This window comes from Ovoidimarina sediminis, assembly GCF_032586175.1.
In the GTDB taxonomy this organism is placed as follows: domain Bacteria; phylum Pseudomonadota; class Alphaproteobacteria; order Rhodobacterales; family Rhodobacteraceae; genus Ovoidimarina; species Ovoidimarina sediminis.
In genome coordinates this window covers 67,580-89,130 of record NZ_JAWHTE010000020.1, presented here as the reverse complement: position 1 = coordinate 89,130, position 21,551 = coordinate 67,580, and the positions used below count along the sequence as shown (strand labels likewise).

11 protein-coding genes and 3 pseudogenes are annotated in these 21,551 nt (G+C 56.6%); 10 read left to right on the top strand and 4 right to left on the bottom strand.

From position 1 onward, the window contains the following. The 6 genes and pseudogenes from RXV90_RS19405 to RXV90_RS19380 form a co-directional block, all read left to right on the top strand. The coding region (locus tag RXV90_RS19405) for a hypothetical protein (RefSeq protein WP_316650803.1) at nt 1-252 on the top strand (252 nt) is incomplete at its 5' end. Between the two features lie 7 nt (nt 253-259). Continuing rightward, nucleotides 260-1,207 carry a tyrosine-type recombinase/integrase gene (locus RXV90_RS19400; RefSeq protein WP_316650801.1) on the top strand — a complete coding sequence of 316 codons (948 nt, stop codon included), beginning with the start codon at nt 260-262 and terminating at the stop codon, nt 1,205-1,207. A gap of 530 nt (nt 1,208-1,737) precedes the next feature. Further along, nucleotides 1,738-2,397: a recombinase family protein gene (locus RXV90_RS19395; protein WP_316650799.1), complete on the top strand. Its 660-nt coding sequence runs from the start codon at nt 1,738-1,740 to the stop codon at nt 2,395-2,397. A 243-nt stretch (nt 2,398-2,640) separates the two neighbouring features. Further along, entirely contained in the window at nt 2,641-2,787 is a 147-nt protein-coding gene (locus tag RXV90_RS19390; protein ID WP_316650797.1) for a hypothetical protein, read from the top strand. After that, the gene (locus RXV90_RS19385) at nt 2,784-3,689 is read left to right on the top strand and encodes a hypothetical protein (RefSeq protein ID WP_316650795.1); all 906 of its coding nucleotides are present in this window, start codon (nt 2,784-2,786) and stop codon (nt 3,687-3,689) included. Before RXV90_RS19390 ends, RXV90_RS19385 begins: the two co-directional genes overlap by 4 nt. Before the next feature lie 326 nt (nt 3,690-4,015). Next, a pseudogene (locus RXV90_RS19380) lies at nt 4,016-4,986 on the top strand (IS5 family transposase). A 681-nt stretch (nt 4,987-5,667) separates the two neighbouring features. Here the strand turns inward: RXV90_RS19380 and RXV90_RS19375 are convergent. Beyond that, nucleotides 5,668-5,914 (bottom strand): annotated as a pseudogene (locus RXV90_RS19375) (integrase core domain-containing protein); the annotation flags it as partial. Nucleotides 5,915-6,345: 431 nt separating this feature from the next. Here RXV90_RS19375 and RXV90_RS19370 point away from each other — a divergent pair. Next, nucleotides 6,346-8,640 (top strand): GumC family protein, encoded by a 2,295-nt coding sequence (locus tag RXV90_RS19370; RefSeq protein WP_316650793.1) that lies wholly within the window; start codon nt 6,346-6,348, stop codon nt 8,638-8,640. A gap of 314 nt (nt 8,641-8,954) precedes the next feature. Here the strand turns inward: RXV90_RS19370 and RXV90_RS19365 are convergent, their stop codons facing one another. Further along, nucleotides 8,955-9,287, bottom strand: coding sequence for a hypothetical protein (locus RXV90_RS19365; protein ID WP_316650791.1), 333 nt, complete (start codon nt 9,285-9,287; stop codon nt 8,955-8,957). 692 nt (nt 9,288-9,979) lie between these two features. Between RXV90_RS19365 and RXV90_RS19360 the strand changes: the two genes are divergently transcribed. Together RXV90_RS19360 and RXV90_RS19355 are read left to right on the top strand one after the other, a co-directional pair. Then, nucleotides 9,980-10,117 carry a hypothetical protein gene (locus RXV90_RS19360; protein WP_316650790.1) on the top strand — a complete coding sequence of 46 codons (138 nt, stop codon included), beginning with the start codon at nt 9,980-9,982 and terminating at the stop codon, nt 10,115-10,117. A gap of 1,114 nt (nt 10,118-11,231) precedes the next feature. Next, on the top strand, nt 11,232-11,831 hold the full coding sequence (locus RXV90_RS19355; RefSeq protein ID WP_316650788.1) for a hypothetical protein: 600 nt from the start codon (nt 11,232-11,234) through the stop codon (nt 11,829-11,831). A gap of 1,003 nt (nt 11,832-12,834) precedes the next feature. On the opposite strand, the gene RXV90_RS19350 is transcribed toward RXV90_RS19355, so the two are convergent. Together RXV90_RS19350 and RXV90_RS19345 are read right to left on the bottom strand one after the other, a co-directional pair. Then, the gene (locus RXV90_RS19350; RefSeq protein WP_316650786.1) at nt 12,835-14,352 is read right to left on the bottom strand and encodes a mechanosensitive ion channel family protein; all 1,518 of its coding nucleotides are present in this window, start codon (nt 14,350-14,352) and stop codon (nt 12,835-12,837) included. A gap of 731 nt (nt 14,353-15,083) precedes the next feature. Next, nucleotides 15,084-15,428 (bottom strand): annotated as a pseudogene (locus RXV90_RS19345) (integrase core domain-containing protein); the annotation flags it as partial. A gap of 159 nt (nt 15,429-15,587) precedes the next feature. Between RXV90_RS19345 and RXV90_RS19340 the strand changes: the two are divergent. Beyond that, entirely contained in the window at nt 15,588-21,308 is a 5,721-nt protein-coding gene (locus tag RXV90_RS19340) for a non-ribosomal peptide synthetase (RefSeq protein ID WP_316650784.1), read from the top strand. Nucleotides 21,309-21,551: the final 243 nt, after the last annotated feature.

Below are 21,551 nucleotides of genomic sequence, written 5' to 3'. Positions count from 1 at the left end.
ATCCTCCCAGACAGGATGAATCACAAATCAGCTCCAACAGGAATCCCCGCGATTCAGGTTTTCAGTCGGATGCTTTATCGGGGCAAAGAGCATACCTGGAATGTTACGAACCACGTTCAGTTGCGGAGGCTGGCTTCGATGCTCGGCATGTTCCAAGGAAAGACCATTAGCAGCCGTGTTCTCTCTATGGTGTCCGACAGCGACCGAGAAGCGATCCTAGAGGCCGCAAAGCCCAATAACCTTCTCCATTGAGCAAACCATGGCACTCGCCGCTATGGAGCAGAAACAGAAGGGGCTTGGGGAGAAGTGCCTAACATTCGCAAAGCATGTCCCCGTCATTCACCTGCATTCCGAAGAAGGAACCCCTGATCTATCCGACGATTCAGATGCCCCCACCCTCGCCCACGTCATTGCTGCCTATCTCGCCACAAGAACGGAGAAGCAGCGGAAGCACGACCGAAAGCAGTTGAAGAAGTGGCTGGAGCATCCATTCGGAAAGAAGCCCCTCGCTGAAGTAGATCGGTACGACGCTTACGAGTTCTTGGAAGAACAGGGAGAGGATCTGTCCAATAGCAGCGTCAAGGTCCTGAAGGCTGCGCTGAGCGGTGTTTTCAATTGGGCCTGCACCAAGAGGGACCTTGGCATAAGTGAAAACCCCTTCCTGCAGGTCCCTACCAAGGGTCTCGGCAGGGATGGAATTCAGAAGCGCCCCCTGTATCCCGAGGAAATGGACTCCCTCTTCAAGCTCGACATGCCTGAGAACGTACGCTTGGCCTTCACCATCTTGGCTACCACAGGGATGCGCAGCGGTAATGTCCTCAACCTCAAGCCTGAACACTATCGCACGTCAGAAGACGGCATACAGCATCTGGATATCCGGTTCATGGACACCAAGACCAAGGGCACCAAGGCAATGGTCCCCCTCCTTGAGGCAGTTCCAGACCTCTCTGGCAAGCTGCCTCTGAAGGTCACACAGGACGCCCTCAACGCCTACATCGACAAGGTGAACGATGCTCCTGAAGTGTCGCTCCATAGCCTACGCCACAGCTTCAAGGACCGTGCTAGGGATCCTGGCATTGCCAAAGAGATCCAAGACTACATCACAGGTCACAAGCAGGGTGATATCGCCGGTTCATATGGGCAGGGACCCAGCCTGAAGGTCAGATATGAGAACATGATGAAGGTGCAGCACCCGTATCTGCCCTAAAGCGCATGGGGTAATTGAACCTGAATCTTTTGACTTATTATACTATTTCTTGGGGTGCGAAATAAACGCACCTTTATAACCAAGTAGTTACACCTAATTAAGGTTAAGCTCACTATTAAATCTGTATAAAATATCCATTTTATATGCCGACTCGCTGAGATTTCCAACAACTTGTTTTGTCAAATAAATCAATCTTTTATTATTGCGGGAGCTTCATTAGTCCCTGGTAGGAGCTCTTTGTCTCGCAAAAATATTGCCTTATAAAAAGCAAGTCGTTTTCCACTGGAGGATTCATTTTCCACTGTAGGTCCGCTCTATTAACTCGACATCACGTAGCCCAGTACGCAGATTTAATAAAAAATCCCCCCTAAATATCACGTCACCTGTCCTCCCCCACTCAATTTCAAAAGTTGAATATAATTTTGAACTACCAAATCAATAATACATATTAAGCACAACGGCCCTTGAGTATTTGCAAATATAGGTCCATATGGTAATATATTAAAGTGGGCCAACCTGATGGACTCATTGTGAAAAAGTATGTTTTGTGGCGTCGAGTCAGCACCCAACAGAAAGGGGACTCAGGTTTAGGACTTGATGCTCAACAGCGTGACATTGATCTGTACCTAAACAACTATGTGCATCAGCCATTCGAGGTAATCGGAACCTATACTGGCATTCAGTCGGGTAGAAAAACAGACATCCCAGAGTTATGGGAAGCTATCGACCTGGCTGAGAAGAAGAATGGAACTTTTCTCTGTAGTAAGTTGGATCGACTAAGTAGCCGGGTCTCTTTCATTGCCACCTTTATGGAACGCAGGCGACTCAACTTTACAGTAGCTACGATGCCATATGCCGATAAACTCCAGCTACATCTCTACGCGGCTTTGGCAGAGCAGGAAAGAGAGTTCATATCGATGAGAACCAAGCACGCATTGGCTGAAGCAAAGAAGCGTGGTGTGAAACTTGGTGGTAACAGAGATGGACTTACTGCCAGGAATGAATCCCTCCGTCTGGCTGCAGATAACCATGCTCTCAAAGTCATCAATACCATTGCACCTATGCGGGACTCAGGAATGTCGCATCAACAGATTGCGGGTCAGCTGAATCGAATGGGAGTAAGAACGGCAAAGAAAAGCAACTGGCATCCAACTACTGTCAGGAACATCCTTCAGCGGGAAATGGCGTAGAGATCCAAACCAACCTGATGACTACATGGGGCTGCTCTTCCGGGTAGCCCTTTTCGTTTCTTACCATGGAGGATGGGACCCTCCAGACTACTTGCGAACGATTCGCATCTGTACAGTATCCACCCCAATTTCCAAGACAAGGAAAAAGGTTCTGTTTATCCGCTTAAAAAATCTATAATATCAGATTGATACTTAACTGGTGGAGGTGTGAGGTGAAATGTTATGACGAACTGAAAGCTGAAAATGGAAGCAATTCAGCGGAAGATGGTTGAAGCTAAGAAGAACGAACGTGCTAACGCATTGAAAGAAGAAAAGCGTCTTTGCAAAGAGTTTGGCTTTACTGCTGGGATGCTGAAAGGTTCGCTGGCTGAAGGGCGGAAAAAACAATGAAAAAAATTGTTTTAAACATGCTAAAAAAAGTACGTCCTTATTTACAGGATGAAAAAGTCGCTGAAACTATTTTGATGAACCAGGGCAAAATTCTAGAAGAATTGTACTCAACAAAAAAAGCCGGAAATTTAAGTGACTATGAGTGGAGAGTTTTTTCTCAATGGGGCGAAGATGGAATCATACAGTTTCTTATCCGCGAAGTTGAGATCCAAAACAAAACGTTTGTCGAGTTTGGAGTTGAAGATTTCTTTGAAAGTAACTGTCGTTATCTCTTAATGTCGTCGGACTGGCAGGGATTTGTAATTGATGGTTCAGGTGAAAACATGCTGCGACTAAAAAATAGTTATTTTTACTGGAAGCACGACTTACAATCTGTAGCTGCATTTGTTGATAAAGAAAATATTAATGAGCTTCTTTCACAATCAAATTTTGATCGGGACTTAGGAATCCTTTCAATTGATATTGATGGGAACGATTACCACATTCTAAAAGCAATTAATGTGTTTGAACCCAGAATAATAATCAGTGAGTTCAACCCATACTTTGGAACAGATAGAGCAATATCAGTGCCTTATGATCCTGGATTTTACAGAACAGAAAAGCATCATTCGAATCTATATTTTGGAGCATCTATAAAAGCAATTGAACACGTCCTAAGCGAGAAGGGCTACACGTTAGTTGGCACGGGAATGACTGGTAACAATGCATATTTTGTACGAAATGATTTGATAACAGACAAGCTTTCTCAACTCACTAGAAATACTATTAATTTCAATGGGTTCTGCCGAGAGAGCAGAGATAAAGATGGTAAGCTCAATTTTCTCCGCGGTGAAGATCGCCTGAATGAAATAAAAGGGCTTCCGGTTCTGAATGTTTTAACTGGAACAGAGGAGACTTTGTAGCGCGGGTTCGAAAATGAGCGATTGACCTCCTTCAATCAGTCAATGCCCCTTGATCCGAGATTTTACTCGTTCCAGTCCACTCTAGACACAAGACATCGGCCCGTCTGAGCCAGCAATTCTCCCAGTCGACATTCGGGATAGGGGCATTTCCGTGCCCCTGAGTGCACTCCCCCAAAGCAAATCCTCCACTGTAAGAACGGCGTCGATTGACTGCGCGCGCAGTGAGCGACCGCAATTAGATCATCGTGACCTGTGTTCCGCGCGGCCTTGTTGCACAAATCGTTCGAGGGATTCACTGCATGAATCCAGAATGATAGCTGGGAGGCATGAGCAGTTGGGCCCCTACGAAGTATAAGACCACGAACTGGTCGGCTTACAATGAGGCGCTGAGGCGGCGTGGTTCGCTGACGGTTTGGTTTGATCCCGACATGATGTGGAGACCACCTCCAACCGGAAAGCGTGGGCGGCAGCCGAGCTTCAGCGATGCGGCGATTCAGACATGCCTGACGATGAAGGTTCTGTTTGGCATGGTCGTCATTAGGAGCGCCATTGGTCTGAGCGCCAATGACGACGCGAAAGACGACTGGATTCGTCGAAAGTCTCCTTCGGCTCGTCGGGTTGGACTGGACGGTGCTGGACTTCAGCACCCTGTGCCGACGCCAGCGGACGCTGAACGTGGCTATCCCCTACCGTGGAGGGAAAGGCCCGCTGAACTTGCCGATCGACAGCACCGGCATCAAGGCCGAGGGTGAAGGCGAATGGAACGCCCGCAAGCACGGTAGCTCCAAGCGGCGCATCTGGCGCAAGATACACATCGGAATTGACGAGGAAACGCTAGAGATCGGGGCCGTCGAGGTCACCGGATGCAACATAGGTGATGCGCCTGTCCTACCTGACCTGCTCGACCAGATCCCGCCAGGGGAGCAGATCGGTTCGATGACTGCCGACGGTGCCTATGACATCCGCAAACGCCACGAGGCGATCGCGGCCCGCGGCGCCGCCGCTGCCATCTCGCCACGCAAGAACGCAAAGCCTTGGAAACCGACAAGCCCTGGTGCAGTCGCTCGCAACGAAGCGCTGCGAACCGCGAAGTACTTGGGCCGCGCCATCTGGCGACGGTGGAGCGGATATCACCGCCGGAGCCGGGTCGAGTCAAAGATGAACTGCATCAAGCTGCTCGGCCAATCCCTGATGGCCCGAGACTTCGATCGCCAGGTCGCGGAACTGCAGGGTCCGTATCGCCGTCCTGAACGGCTACACCACGCTTGGCAGACCTGTGACAGTGTCCGTAGAGTAAATCCGTTCGGGGAAAGGGGAACTTCGGTCAGGCCCCGATCTGTGCAACAAGGCCTCGAAGAGGGCTTCTCCCGCGCCATCCGGTTGGCGACATTGCCCGTTGGCGGACTAGCTAACCCTTTGGGTATCCAGACGCATATGCGGCATCAGTCCAAGGGTCTGGTCACTCTGCGGGCTAGGATCCGGCTCCCTGAGGCCCAGTCTTCTTCGTCAATCACCTGACCGGACCGGATCGCCGCCATGAGCTCTGGCGTATATCTCGTGCCGTCCTTTGAAATTTCATCCGACGCGCGATCAGAGCTGTTCCTCACGATCCGGATCGCGGGCCGGGCTTTGGTCGTCCTCGCGTTGTGCCCGGGGTCCGGCGCAGCACTGGCAGCCTTCTTTGTTCGCTTGGAGTTGAAAATGATGAAGTCCTGTCCTGCGCAAGCGGATGGAATTTGGCCGGCTTTGGGGAACTCGTAAACCACCGCCCCTGTGTCGAGCAGGCGCCACCTAACAGCTCGGAATTCAACTCATTAACTCGATCAGGTTTGAAATTACTTCGTATTGACGCGATGTCCAATCCAAAAGAGCCATCTTGGATGTGCCCACGAAGCCTGCGCCTCGCTGAGCAGCCCGATTTGACTGGCCCAAGTTGAGTGTTGGTGCATGGCTGGCCTCTCAACCATCGGAATGATTGTTCGGGGGCCGGCGGTCGGTAGCCGAGTGCACTATGCGGACTGGCCGTGTTGTAGTGCCGACGACATGTCTCAATGATGATCTGGGCCTCTCGGAGCGAGCAGAAGATCTCCATTCAGCAGCTCGTCGCTTAACCGGGCGTTGAAGCTCTCGACATAGCCATTCCTCCGGGGTGATCCCGGTTCTATGTACGCGGTCCTGGCACCGACAGCGGCAATCCCGTCTCTCACGGCCTGCGCGACGAACTCAGTGACGGGACGCCAACCGGGCCATTTCGCGAGGACGTCGCACAAGCGCGTCGTTGTCTGAGATGAGCTGTTTCATTATGCGTTGCGCAATTCTCAATGCGTCTTCTTCGCTCAGCGGATGTGTCATTTCCAACCTAGCTCGATACTTCTACAAATCGGAATGATTTAAAAAATTACAAATAATAACAGACATATGTGATGGACATGTCATGTCGTGCCCATCGCTTCCATGGCAAACCACATCAGGCGTCTCTGGCGCAAATTGTGTGGCAGGGTGCCTTCGTAATGATCGTCACGCATGCCGAGATCCAGAGCCACAAACCCAGCGGTACGTGCTATGCTTGCATTTCACCGAAACCCCGCGAAGATGGCATCTGTTTATAGGCGATGCACAGTTTCAAAATAAAGTCTTTGGGTATATTTGAGAGAGCATGAACAAGCTGCAGCCAAAACAGCCGGAGGGCTATCACGCCCAGCGCCTTTATGTGACAGATGCAGTGCAGGATGACGATGCAGACACGATCGACATCCGTGCCCTTCTGCTGACGGTCTGGCACGGCAAATGGATCATCCTTGTCTGCACGCTTATCGGGGCCACGCTTGGCTTTTTCGCCTCGACGCAGACGACGCCGATCTACCGCGCGACGGCAACGGTGATGTTCGATCCGGACCGGACCAATATCGGCAACCTACAGCAGATCACACCCGACCGGCAAGCTCGAGGAAGCTTGCAGGACCAGATGCAGGTCCTGCGTTCAACGGTTCTGATCGAGCGGGTGATCGATCAGCTGAATCTCGATCGGAACCCCGAGTTCAATCCCTATCTCAGGGTGCCAGAGCCGAAGCTGCTCGATCGGTTCGGAGAGTGGGTCACCCTCCCACCGGAAATCATGGAAATCGCGGAGAACATGGGGCTCGTCAGCCCACCGCCGCCCGACCGCGATCCGGTCGAACTTGGGCGGCGGGAGCGGCTGGCGGTTATTCGGAATGTGAACGCTCGGATCATCCTGACCCAGGTGGACCTGAGCCGCGTGATCGACATCTCCTTCCGGTCGACGAACCCGGTAACGGCGGAGCGGGTCGCCAACGCGTTTGCGCAGCAATATATCGAGGACCAGGTCGCTTCCAAGATTGACCGCGCCCGGTCGGCCACGGACTGGCTCACCAATCGCGTGGACGAGCTTCGCGTGAAAGTTCAGGCCGCAGAAAAGGCCGTGGAGCAGCTTGAGTTCGAAATGTCGCTGCAAGTCGGGCAGTCGTCGGAGATCACCCGCAGCCAGTTAAGTGCTCTTAATGGGGCGCTGTCACAGGCCCGCGTGGAGGGGTCGCGGGCCGAGGCCGTTTATTCGCGTCTGACACAGGCGCTCGAAGAGGGGTCCGATCTCGGCGCGATCTCGCAGTTCAGGGCGTCGCCGTTGATCCAGGGGTATAGACGGGAAGAGGTTGAACTGCTCAATCAGAGAGCTGAGCTCGAGTTCACCTTCGCGGTCGACAATCGCGCGATGCAACTCATCGATCAGAGGCTTGAGCGGGTCCGCGAAAGAATTCAAGACGAGGTCGCCGTGATCGTCGAGGCGGCGGAACTGGACCTCCGCGCGGCCGAGGCGCAACAGAAAGCCTTGAGAGAGGAACTTTCTGTCCTCGAGGGCGTTCTCGCCGAGCAATCCGCACAACAGCTGGAGCTGCGGCAACTGAACCGAGAGGCCGAGGCCAGCCGCGTCATCTACGAAAACTTCCTGGGCCGCCTGGAAGAGGCCAATGTCCAACTCGATCTTCTCGAGGCCGATGCGCATATTCTCTCGCCGGCGGAGCGCCCCCTGTCGCCGGAGCGGGTTTCAGAGCGTCGCACCCAACTCATCGCGACCGTGATTGGCGCAATCGTGGGTGTCGGTTTTGTCTTCCTCCTCGACCGCCTCAATAACTGCTTCCGTTCCAGCGGTGAACTCGAGGAAATGACTCGGGAAACCGTTCTCGGCGTTCTTCCGACCGCTGGCCGCCGCATGCGACGTGCGCGGATCATCCAGTATGTCCGGGAGAGGCCAAAATCCTCGCTGGTCGAGTCCGTCCGCAATCTCAGAACGAGTATCCTGTTCTCTAACATCGACGACCCGCCAAAGGTCGTGATGTTCACCTCGTCTCTGCCGCGCGAGGGCAAGTCGACAACCTCGATGCTCGTGGCGCTGACAAGCCAGCAGATGGGCAAATCGGCCATCATTCTCGATTGCGACCTGCGGCTGCCTCAGCTGGCAGGTCTTATCGGCGCAGAAGCGCATCAATACGGGCTGATGTCGGTTCTCGAGGGCGAGGCGACGATCGATGAGGCGGTCTACAAGGACGCTGAGACCGGCCTTCACATCCTGACCACTGTGAAAGAAGAACAAAGCAGCGGCGTGAACGCCGCAGACATCCTCTCGTCGCGGAAGTTCGCGCAACTCATTGAGGATCTGTCCGAAAGATATGATTTGGTGATCCTCGACACGCCGCCCACGCTCGTCGTGTCCGATGCCAGGATCATTTCGAAGCAGGCCGATGCGGTCGTCTATCTTGTCCATTGGAACGAAACCCCCCGTGGCGCGGTGCTCGAGGGACTGAAGGAACTCCGCTCGGTCGGCGCGCCGATCGCCGGGGTCGCGATGACCCAGGTGAACACGGGCAAGGCGGCGAAATATGCCTACAGCGGGTATTACTCGTACAAAGAGAAGTACACGAGCTACTATACGAACTAGGTGGTCCTGGAAGTTTGCGTGGTGTGCCTAGAAGTCTTGTTCCGACTCGAACTGCTGATAACGTGCCCCATGCCCGACTCGAACTGCCGATAACGCACCGGCCGATTGCGAAGGACCAAGAAGAAATCGACAGACTTCTTTTGGCGCTTCCTGGCCGTATCGATCCACTACACCTTGCACCGCGGCATCAAAGAATGGGTGAGTTTGTGGGCTTATCGCTGGAGCGGCCGTGCGCAGCAGCCCGGTCCATAATATCTGGCGTCGGTCAGTGCTGCCCCCGCGCCATCCGGTTGGCGACATTGCCCTCTGGCGGACTAACCACGCCTTTGAGGATCCACACGCATATGCGGCATCAGGTCTAGGGTAAGGTCATCCTGCGGGCTATGATCCGGCTCTCGTAGGCCCCAGTCATCTTCATCAATCACCTGGCCGGACCGGATCGCGGCCATGAGGTCCGGCGTATATCTCGTGCCGTCTTTGGAAATTTCATCCGCGGGGCGATCGTGGCTGTTTCTTATGATCCGGATCGCGGACCTCGCCCCGCTCGACCTGGCGTCGGCCTCGGGGGCCGGTGCAGAACCGGCACCGTTCTTCGTGCGCTTGGAGTTGAAAATCATTAAGTCCTTGTCCTGCGCGAGCGGTTCCAATTCGGTCGGTTCTTGGGCACTCGTAAACCACCGCGCCTCTGTCGAGCACGCGGTGCAGAATTGCTCGGAATTCACCTCATGAACCCGACCAATGGATAAATTACTGCGTATAGACGCGATTTCCAATCCAAAAGAGCGATCCTGAATGTGCCCAAAGTCTGCTCCCCGTCGAACGTCCACCGCCAGGCGGCGGCCTACAACGTGTCCAGGAGATCTCGTCGATGATGTCGAGAGAGCTCGCGAATGAGGCGACGCATTCTCGCCTCCGCCGAGTGGAGGCCCGTCTTGAGCGCGGTCTGATTGCCGAGGGGCGCGCCCGATCCTTTGGCGCCGCCGCGCATTTGGCAGCGCGCTTTGCCTGAAACCGTCGACCGGGCAGATCTTTAATCCTTCTTTCCTCGGTCTCCTGATCCGCATTGAGACGGTCTTGAATTCTAAGCCTCGGATTTACGATTCGGCCTTCGTTGACCAGCAAGGTGGCTCTTCGAGGGGCGCAGGTCAGAGCGATATGGTCCTTGGGGACCCTCAAGATATCTGACATCACCAATTGCTCCTTGATTTTTTACATCGTTAACAATTAGTTAGGCTGTAAACGCGCTCAAGGCATCAGAATTATGGCGAAAATGTGGCGCAGATCACAGAACGGAGGTTGCGATCTGGATAGATTGAATCGAGAGATCGGAGATAGCCCCATGCAACTCTACGCAACCCGCACCAGAACAGATGTCCGCAGCGCCGCTCGGAAAGAGATCTACCACCAGGCCCTGGTCGCGGAGCGTTGGGCCAATGCAGGTCTGATTGGACGCCTCATGATGCGCGCGGGGATCTGACCCAGGCAACGCGTTCAAGGTTTGACGAGGAGGGAATTAACGATGGATGCTTTCAATATAAATTTCGGGATCGGAATTGATCTGAATCGCGACAAGCGCGCGGAACATAAGCTGGCAGACCGGAGAACACGGTCGCCGTTGGACTGGACACCGAAATAAGTCGAGGGACAGGGACCGGTCGGGTAGGGAGGGGCTTCGGCCTCTCCTTTTCTTTTTATCGCGGGGCGGTACTCGAAGGACTGAAAGAGCTGCGCTCAGTCGGTGCACCCATTGCCGGTGTTGCCATGACGCAGGTGAACACGGGCAAGGCGGCGAAATATGCCTATAGCGGCTATTACTCGTACAAAGAGAAGTACACGAGTTACTACACGAACTAGGCGCTCCTGGACTTTGGGTGGCCGAGTGCGGACGTCGTGTACCGGCTTGGTCGGCCAGTACCGCGACCAGAAACAGTTTGTTTCCCGCTATGGGTTGGAATTCATCCCTGAATGTGAATTTGATTACACTTATACATCATTAGGTTTGCTAATGTAATTTCAGTAGCGAGTTGATGTTTAGTGTGTGTGCGAGTGAGTGTGAGTGTGTCGTAGTGAGTTGACGCCCGTGTTTGTATTTGGGCCTCGCCGACGAATTCTGGACCTAATGCTCCCACGGGTCCAATAAAGCGGCGTCTTGGATCCGGCTCTGTCCCGAGGCCGATCCGGGGCGCCGTTTTTTGTTTTCCGCTGAAGGGGATATCCGGGTGCACTCTCCCCGTCGGGCCCTGCGACAAGTCTTCAATCTTCCTCGGGAGATGTCAGTTAGACGCCTCAAGGCGAGATCAAACCGGTCTTATTGGGCGCAGATTGGGTAGGCTCGCTCCGCAAGTCGGACGACCCGGAGGCCGCCCGACCGTGGAAAGGAGCATTGTCGTGGGAAGGACAGTTCTCCCCCCAGACAAGGGCAGGCAGGTGTGCCCAAACAGCCCGTGCCGGTGACTACATTACCATCGATCTCGGGAAAGACGAACAGGTTTCCGCCGCCAATTATCCCAATCGCCGCCACGCTTTTGCCTTGGTTGAGGGCGATCTCGGCTTTTCGGGGGCAGCACAAACGAGAGGGAAGGCACGGGACAATGACCCCCAATTTTCTGAGACTTGGAACCGCCACCGCATTTATCCTGGCGATGACGACCTCAACTGGTTTTGCTGCGACATTTTCGGAGCTCGACACCAATGGCGATGAGGTCCTCACCGAAGAGGAGTTCGTCGAGGTCCTTGGACCGCACCACGGCGCCATTGCCTACCGCCAGTACAATACGAACCCGGAGCCGGTCACCGTAGAGGTTGAGCAAGAGGTGCAGGCAACCGATCCCGAAACCGGCGAACTGCTCTACGAACAAGGCGCGCCGATCATGGTCGAGGGCATCGACGCTAACGGCGAGCCTGCCATGGTTCAGGCGACGGACCCTGACACAGGTGATCCGCTCTACGAAAAAGGCGAGCCAATCATGACAACCGAAACAGTGGACGTCGAGATCGAGGGGGTGACCGTGGACGAAATCCGCCGGTCCGAGCGCGGCTTTGAGCGGTCAAACGCAGGCAAGGCCGGCGCCTATGCCAACAAGCAGCAGGCCGAGGACAACAAGGCCAATGCTGGAAGCAAGTCGAGCAAGAGCGCGAGCGCCAGCTCAAAGAGTAAGAAGGGCGGCAAGGCAAAGGGCAAGAACAAGTAGCCGCCGGTGTAACGCTCACCCATAGGGAAGAACCTAAGGGCAGCTTGGAAAGGCGTCAGAGGAATATCTGGCGCCTTTCTCGTTTGCGTTGGGCCGCTCCTCGGGTAGGACCCGTAGCCGCTGTGATCATCCGCTCCGGGCGAAGTCTCCGGACGTCTGGCCCGCTCTGGTTTTCGTGCCGCGTCGACGCGCGATGTCTCACGTTGTTGCGATCCGACTTTTGACCTCTCCAGTGCCCCGGGGGAGGTAAGGCGGGAGGTTCGCCTGGTCAGTGCCGGACGAATGTCTGCTTCCGATGCAGTTGGAGGGGCAGGGGCGTTTATTGACTGAAGCCCGGTTGAGGCACGTCAAAGTGAACATAGGGAGGCCTGCTAGGATCTACACCACCATCGCCCGCAGAGATGTTCGTTCACAAGCTCGGAAAGACATCTACCGGCAGGCCCTTATCGCCGAGCGCTGGTCCAATGCAGGGGTCTTCGGCCGCATGCTGATGCGTGCCGGGATCTGAAAGATGACACCGAAATTCATTTAGAGATTTGGAAAAGAAGAAAATGAACGCATTCATGATCAGATTTGGATTGGACATAGATCCGCGACGCCACGATGTCCGTGAGATCCAGTGGTCCGGTCGGAAAATACGGTTGAGGTTGGATGCGGACCGTTTTGACGTGATCGGATTTGGTACGACGCGAAAGTAAGATGAGAGACGGTGGCCAGCCGGGGCAGGAGGGGCGAACGTCCCTCCAACCACCGGTTTATTGGTCTGCGCGAGATAAGTTTCGGTTGGTCATCCCGTGCTACGCAACGGTGCCCTCCCTGGTGCCGTCCACAAAGTCGCGATCGCTCTGGGCCGGGAGCCCTTCGCAGGTGGGGACAAGTGAGATCACTTCTTTGCCCGCTCAATTCATGATGCCGTGAACGCAAGCCTCGCACTCAACCACGGATCCCCGTTATCTTTGTGTGCATACCCTTGCGACCTTGCGCGGAAGAATAGACCGGAGCGTCAGTTGTTCGTGCGCTCCTCATCGTTCTCGACGTCACGCTCGCCGTCATCCTGCGCATAGCTTGAGCCCGCCTTGGTGCGGGTTTCGCCCGCCAGGGCCAGGTCGTCCTCGCCGACTGGCTCGACTTGGGTCGCATCGCGGTTGGCAACGTGGAGATGCATATCGGTTTGGGGAAATGGAATGGAAATCCCGGCCTGGTCAAAGGCTTCTTTCACGGCCCGCTGGAGATCCCAGTAGAGCGCCCAGTAGTCTTCGGTCTTTGCCCAGGGGCGCACGATGAAGTTGACCGAGCTGTCGGCCAGCTCACTGACACGGATCACGGGTGCAGGCTCGTCAAGAACAAGCGGGTTCGCTGCAACCACGTCCTCGAGGACCCTCTGCGCCTCTTCGATCGAGTCGCCGTATCCAATGCCAAAGACGAGGTCGACACGGCGTGTCTTGGATGCCGTGACGTTCGTGATGATGTCACCCCAGACCTTGGAGTTCGGAATGACGATCACCTGGTTGTCCGGGGTCGTTACGGTTGTTGATACGATCGAGACACTGTTGACGGTTCCCGACACCCCGGCGACATCGACGTAGTCGCCCTCGTCAAAGGGGCGATTGATCATGATCATCAGCCCGGCGGCGAGATTGCCAAGCGTCTCCTGCATGGCAAAGGCAAGAATGAACGCACCGCCACCAAACAGGGCGAACACCGGTGTGATGTCGACCCCCAGAGCGGAGAGCGCGATCATCAGGCCGACGACAATCGTCAGCCAGTAGATCACCATGGCGAAGAAACTTTGCAGGAGCTTGGAAATAGTGGGAATGCGCGCAAGCAGCCTCCTTGCGTACGCACGAATGATTTTCGCGGTGATGAGGAGGCCCACAAACGTCGCGAGGATGACAATGCCTCTGATCCCTAGCTCCACACCACCGTCCGGTGATGCAAGCCAGTTGAGCGCCTGCGAAAAGAGGGTGCGCCAGTCTGCCCGTTGCTTCTCCTCGACAATGATTGAGGATCGATAGCTCCGGAATGTCGCGACAACCGCCTCGTCGCCGCCCTTTCTGTCGAGTTCGTTCACGACAGCCGTGAAATGCGCGAACCCCAGATCGCGAATCTCCGCCAAGGCAACGATCCTTTCCCGGGCGGTGTCGCGCCGGTCATCCTCGAGGCGCTCAGCTTCAAGCGTTGCCTCGACGACACCCAATGTCTGATGGGCGACGATTTCCTGCCAGGCGGTCGCAAGCGCACTCAACTGCTCGACATTCAGAGGCAACAATCGCAGTTCCAGCTCTTCAAGCGGAATGCTCGGATCCGCAAGTCCGGCCGGATATATGGGCGCCGCATCGGGCTCTGTCCCTCCAGCGTCCGTCGTTGCCGTCTCCGTTACGCCGGCGGGCGGTTCAGAGGGGACAGCCTCCTGCGCATGGAGAGGTCCCAGCGTGAGACCAATGACGATCGCAAAGATCGCGAGAAGGAGACAAAGCCCTGTGGGCCGTCTCTCACGTCGGAGTGCAGAATAGGTGTGCATACGTCTGACCATGTCGCCGTGGATGGTTGTCTCTACTCCATGTCTTCGATGACCGGAACACTGCATCGATGATGCGCCTCGGTCGGCCCCTGATATGGGTATCAGTCCTGGAATGCTGAGCCGGATTGGCGATAACGCGTACCGTGCCCGACTCGACCTGCCGATAACGCAGAGTATGGAGACCGCTTCGCCTCACTGAAGGGTGGTATCAAGGGTTAGGTGGCGTTCTACGCGAGCTGATGGCTGACCGCGTCGAACCACCGAGACGGCTTGGTCTCGCGACGCTCGGTGAGTACATAAGTAATTACGACTATGAAAGCCTTGTCAGAGGTTTGTCTTCGGTTCGCGTTTTCGTGCCCATTCGGTCCTTGAGGCACTTCGAATGGCTCCTCTCCGCATGCCGGACGACCCGAAGGCCGCCCGACCGCGGAAAGGAGTCTTAAAGTGGGGGTAGTCAGCTCCCCCCCCAGGCAAGGGCAGCCGAGTGTGGTTAAACCACCCGAGCCAGGCTACACCCTAATACAGATTCGAACACGGCAACACGACTTTTCCCCAAGAGAGCGTGAAGCCATATTTGTCTAGCACAAGGTCGCAAATTCTGGGGAAAAGATCCCGGTCATGACCAATGCTATCTCGAGCGAGAGGGCCCTGAGGGACTTATCCGTTTGCCAAATATCGGCGACACGATCGCCCGCGCTGAGCTGCCACCTTAGGGTAATCCCGGTTGAATGCTAATGTATGGTTGGTCGCTGATCCATCGGTATGAATACTTCGGGAGCTGGGGGCCGGTAGCCGAGGGAACTGTGCGGTCTGGCCGTATTGTAGTGATGTCGCCATTGCTCGATCAGGATCTGCGCCTCTTTGAGCGTATAGAACACTTGACCGTGCAGTAGCTCGTCCGTGAATCTGGCGTTGAATCTCTCGCAGTAACCGTTCTCCTACGGGCATCCTGGTTCGACGTAGGCGGTTGTTGCACCGACGGCGGCGATCCAGTCGCGAATTTTCTGTGCGATGAACTCGGGGCCATTGTCGGATCGGATGAACCGAGGCGCCCCACGCTGGATGAACAGGTCCGTTGACTGCTCCATTTTCTTGGGCGTGGACAACACGCTTAGCTTGTGTCACCAACAAGCATCCAAAATTCGTAACAATTGCTATACCTTCGGTATTCTGACTTGGTGGTGGTTCCAAGGGAAACAAAAGCGAAGACATTTGAAGACGTCGTGCTTTCTCACGTGGCGGCGCGCAAGGATTCGGCCTGCCTTTTAACGCCCGATCGTGCGCCGCTTCTGTTCGCAGATTTAGCGGCTGCGATTACTGACGTTCGGTCGGTTTTGAACGATATTGGTTTGGGCATCGGCTGCCGTATCGCAATAGTCTGCGAGGCGCGACCGGAAGCCTATGTCGCCCTACAGACTGTTTCGCCCTCCGCCACCGCGGCGATGATCGATGCCCGGCTCACGACGTCGGAATACGCACGTATCTTTGGCCATATCGGCGCGCATGCGGTCATCGCGACATCCGACCATACACCGGCCCGCGAGGCAGCGCGCGAAGCCGGATTGCCGGTGATCACCCTCAAACCAGAACCCGACGCTCCCGCAGGGCGGTTCAGCCTTGATGCAGACCGGATAGGGGCAACCGCGCAGGCGGGGCCTGCCGGTCCGGATGATCTGGCCTACCTGTTGATGAGCTCTGGCACGACATCACGGCCCAAGGCGGTCTGCATTCCGCACTGGCTAGCCGTACGCAGGGCAAGATCCGCGTCGCAATCGATTGGTCTAACTCCCGCGGACATCGGCCTGAATTTCCGGCCGCCACATTTGGGCGGCGGCATCAACATCGGCTTTCAGTCGGCAGTCTATTCCGGTGGGACCGTGGTTGTTTCCCAGGATTTTGACCCAGACGACTTCTTCTGCCTCGCGGACACATTCCGTACCACATGGTTTTCTGGTGGTCCCGCTTACCATAGGGCAATCCTCGAACGCGCAGAAGACCACCGCGATATCATTGCCCGTTGGGACATGCGCATAGTTCGGGCCGCAAGCTATCAGCTCCCGGAGACCATCCGCGAACGTCTCGAGAGCGAACTCGGACTGACCTGCATTGTGAAGTACGGCTCGACGGATGCTGGCATGATCGCCTGCGAAACCGTCGATCTCCCGCACCGAGCCAATTCCGTCGGTCGACCCTATCAATGTGAGGTCCGCATCGTTGATGATATCGGTGACGTGCTCAGGGCCGGGCGCGAAGGTCAGATTGTCGTCAGGAACGACGAGATGGCGCCCGGCTACTACAATGATCCTGAAGCGGACGCGGCCTTCCGTAACGGCTGGTTCTATACCGGTGATCTGGGTCGGTTCGACGCGGACGGCTATCTCTATGTGACTGGTCGCAAGAAGCTCGTGATAAATCGAGGCGGTCAGAAAATCTCTCCGCTTGAGGTCGAGGCGGCGATCGCGGAAATTGACGGCGTCAGCGATTGCGCCTGCTTCGCGTTGCCGCACCCGACGCTCGGACAGATACCTGCCGCCGTGGTGGCGCCGGTGCATGAAACCAGATTGACCGAAGAAGCCGTGGTCGATGCCTTGTCAAAGCGCCTCGCGCGCTACAAGCTGCCCGACCGGATCATCGTCGTGGACAAGGTTCCGCGATCCTACGGTGGCAAGTTTCAGCCTGGCCAGGCGCTTGAAGCGCTGGGGCTCGGGCGACCACCTCAGACCGAGCATGACGGCACTTGGTCTGAATTGGAGCGAAGGCTGGCCGAAATCTGGAAGCCGATCCTGAACATAAGTGAACTCAATCTCAGCGACAGCTTCGTCGTGCGCGGCGGAGACTCTCTTCAAGCTCTCCGCCTGGTGCTCGAGATCGAGGATGCCTTCGGCGTCACGCTGTCGACAGAGACGATCTACGGCCGCGGCGCAACGATCCGGGGCATGGCCGAAGCCATCGATGCGCTGAAGCGGGCCGGGACAAACGTGTCGGCCAATCGCCATCGCCGGGTCGAAATACCAACCCGGGAAGCCGGTAAAGAGGTGCCGCTGACCTTCGCGCAGGAGCGGTTGTGGTTTGTCTTGAAGGCTGATCCTTCGGCTCTTGGGTACAGCGTGGGACACGGGATTCGTTTCCACGGTGCTGTCGACATGACGCGCCTGCGCGACGCCGTACAGAGCCTTGTAGATCGCCACGAGATTTTACGGGCACGGTTCCCACGGAGAGATGGTCGGCCCGTACAGTTCTTCGACGCAATCGAGCGGGTCGAAATCCCAGTCACCGATCTTGCTGTGCGGTCGGAAGATGATGCTGAGCGGAAAATGAACTTGGCCGCGCAGGACTTCATCGCGCAATCCTATGACATTGAAACCGGGCCGCTTTTTCGCCCGCGGTTCCTGAAGATTTCCGAGGACGATGGTGTGCTTGTTCTCGGAATGAATCACATTGTCACGGATGGCGTGTCCTCGGAGGTCATGGATAAAGAGATCCTCGCCCACTACCACGGTGAGGATAGGGCCTTGCCGCAGCCGGTGCCATTCGGCGACTACGCGCTTTGGGAGCGTGACCGGCTGCGCGGTGACCGCGCGGACCGGATGCTGTCCTATTGGAAAGACGCGCTCGACGGCGCGCCACCGGTTCTTTCGCTGCCATCGGACCGGCCGCGTCCGGCGCGAGCAGCTTATTTCGGGGACCGAATGCGGATAACGCTGTCGGGCGACCTCTGCAACCAGCTGCGCAATACTGCCGCCGAGCATCAGACGACGCTTTTCGCGGCGGCACTTGCGGCGTTTCAGGCATTGCTTTTCCGCACTTCAATGCAGGACGATCTGATCGTCGGCACCGGGGTCGATGGCCGCCCGCCAGGGACGTCCGGTCGGTCGATTGGATTGTATGTCAACGTCTTGCCTATCCGCGGGCGTTTGGTGCCAGACATGAGCTTTGGTGATCTGTTGGCACAATCGCGCAAAGTGCTTTCGGATGGCCTGCGCCATGCTGAAGTGCCCTTCGAGCGCATCGTGCAGGCCGTCAACCCGCCGAGGACCCTCGCCTGTCATCCGTTGGTTCAGGCTTTTTTCGGGCTAATGCCGCGGCGAAGTTCAGATATCGGAAGCGGAGATGATCTTGAAGCACTGGACCTCGGACGGCGCTTCGCACGCTTCGACTTAAGCTTCATGTTGGTAGAGGAAGTCGATGGCATCGGTGGTTTTGTCGAGTTCCGGACAGATCTGTTCGATCGACCGACCATTGCGAGGCTGATCGACATGTACCAGCGGCTGGTTGGCGCCATGACGCAAAACCCGGATCTCCCGATTTCAACCCACGCGTTGACCAGCGATGCGCAGGCGGCCGCGCTAGTTCGCAGCATGTGCGGGAAGGAGGCAGACTATCCCGTGGACCGGTCGATCCACGCGGTTTTTCGCGACGTGGCGCGACGGGCGCCGGAAAGGCCGGCGGTCACGGGCCCAGACGGGACGCGGATCGACTACGGTACGCTCGACAGTTGGTCGGACGCTATCGCGCATCGGTTGCGCGATGCCGGTGTCAGGGGTGGGCTCGTTGCCGTCAGTGCCGAGCGTCGACCGGCTTTCGTTGCCGGTATCCTCGGCTGCCTCAAGGCCGGCACTGGATATCTGCCAATTGCCCCTGATGGTCCGAAATCGCGGCTGAGGGACATCATAAGGGATGCCGGCTCGACACATGTGCTATTGCAGGCAGGGTCCTTGCTGAACGTGGCGAATACCCCGCTTCGCGTAGTTGACCTACCGCAAAATCCGATCGCCCCCAGGGCCGATGCAGGCGGACTGCCAGATTCTGCTGGTCACGACGACGTGGCCTACGTTTTGTTCACCTCAGGTTCGACCGGTCGACCGAAAGGCGTTGCGATCCATCATGGCGGGATCCTGCGGCTGGTGATCAATACAGACATTGCCGATCTTGGTCCGGATCATGCATTCCTCCAGATCGCGCCCACCACTTTCGACGTCTCGTCATTCGATATATGGGGCAGCCTGCTAAATGGCGGCCACGTCATCCAAGCTCCCTGGCCACTGCCTGGATTGACCGAGCTGGCACGCCAAATTGAGAATGAAGAGGTGACGTCGGTCGAAATCACCACGCCGCTCTTCGAGAAACTTGTGGATGTTCGTGCCTCTGCGTTCGCAGGCTTGCACCAGGTCCTCGTCGGAGGCGATGCGATGTCGCCCGACCACGCGCGTCGCTTCCTCGCGAGCGCGCCGGCCACGCGGCTCGTCAATGCCTACGGGCCCACAGAGAACTCGGTCTGGTCGACGGCCCATGTTGTCACGAGCGATAGCGCGAAGGGGCACACGATTCCAATCGGCCGCGCCATCGCAAACACATCGGTCTATATCCTCGACGCCCGTGGCGCGCCCGTACCGCATGGGATCGAAGGCGAACTTGCGGTGGGCGGACCTGGAGTTGGCTTGGGCTATCTCAACGCACCCGATCTGACGGCCCAGAAGTTCCGGCCCGACCCTTTCTCTGACAGGCCAGGGGCCAGGATGTACCTGACCGGGGATCGGGCTCGGCTTTGTCAGAATGGCGAAATTGAGTTCAGGGGGCGTTTGGATCAACAGGTCAAGATACGCGGGTTCCTAGTCGAACCGGCGGAAATCGTCGCTGCGCTCAGCGACCAGCCAGACATCGCGCAGGCCCATGTCATCGCGACGGACGCAGATGATGGTCAGAAGCGGCTTCTGGGCTTCTTTGCACCTTCCGACCCAGTTGCCGCGGGCCCGTCTCCCAACGAGGTTCGGCGGCGCTTGCAGGAATTGCTCCCCGCATACCTTGTTCCCTCACGACTGTTTCAGGTCTCGCATCTACCATTAACGCGGAATGGCAAGATCGATCGCGCGAAGCTTTTGGAGGTGGCGCGGTCGACCCGAGAAGAGACGGTGAAGCGCACCCCGCAAACGTTGATCGAGGCGACCGTCGGCCTTCTTTGGAAGGAAGTCCTTTCGCACGATGATTACGACCGGGAGGTCTCTTTCTTCGACGCTGGCGGAGATTCGCTTCTGCTCATGGAACTGGCCTTTAAAATCGTAGAGGAATTTGGTGTCGAGTTGCCGCTTCCACTGCTTTTCAGAGATCCGTCGATCGCGGGCATCGCCAAGTTGATAGAGGACCACGGTCACGAGGTAGAGCGCCCGGGCCTCGTCGTCGGAGATCCACTTGTCGTGCCGCTCGTTTATCGGCGCGAAGCGGATTCTGAAGACCGCCGGCTCTACATCGTGTCCGGCGCGGGCGGGCACGTTCTGCCGTTCGCGGGGATCGCACGGAATCTCATGGACGAGTGGACCGCCGTCGGGCTTCTGGATCCCGCTATCGGCGGCGAATTGCCAAGGCCGACGATCGAAGACGTGGCCGCAAGACTGATACAAGCCGTTGAAAGCGTAGACCCGGACGGGCCTGTTTTTCTGGCAGGCTACTCGTTCGGTGGTCTCGTGGCCCACGAGATGGCGAACCAGCTTCACTCCTCGGGCCGGCGTGTCGGTGTTGTGCTTCTCGACACCAGGTCTCCCCATTTGCAGACAGTGAGTCGCCGTCTTTATAGCGAGCTGAGGCAGCGGAAAAAATGGTTCGCGGACCTCGCGCAGGATCTTCGCAGAACCGCGTCCGATCGGACGGCAAACTTCAATGAACAGGAAGAGCGTCGGCGTCGCACCGGTCTCCGCATACACCAGCGACAGCTCGGACAAGCCTATGTGCCGGCCGCCCACGACGCTCCCACCGTTCTTCTGCGCAGCGAGAGTGGAACTGGACCTTTGTCATTGGAAGATCACGGCTGGGGTAAAGTTCTCCCGGACATCGAGGTCATGCACGTAAAGGGTACGCACCTGGACATGTTGAAAGGCAAGAATGAAGGGGGTTTTTCAACGGTGCTTTCCCGGGCGCTCTCGCGAGTAGAGGCGGCATCGAGAAGTCGGGCGTCAGATCGCTAGGGACGCGAATAGAAGGCACTCGCGATCTATTTCAGCTTCGTCAAGTCCAAGTGCAATATTTGATGCGATCGATGCATCGGCAAGGAAGATATCTCGCGGCACGAACCCCACGTCTTGCTGCCAGCTACGCGAGTTTTCGGGCCCGAGGACGACGGATCGCCTCATCGTCGAATTCACGATATCCAATCCGGCTCCACAGCGGCACGCCCCGTCAGGTTTAATCACGAAGGATGACTTGGAGGG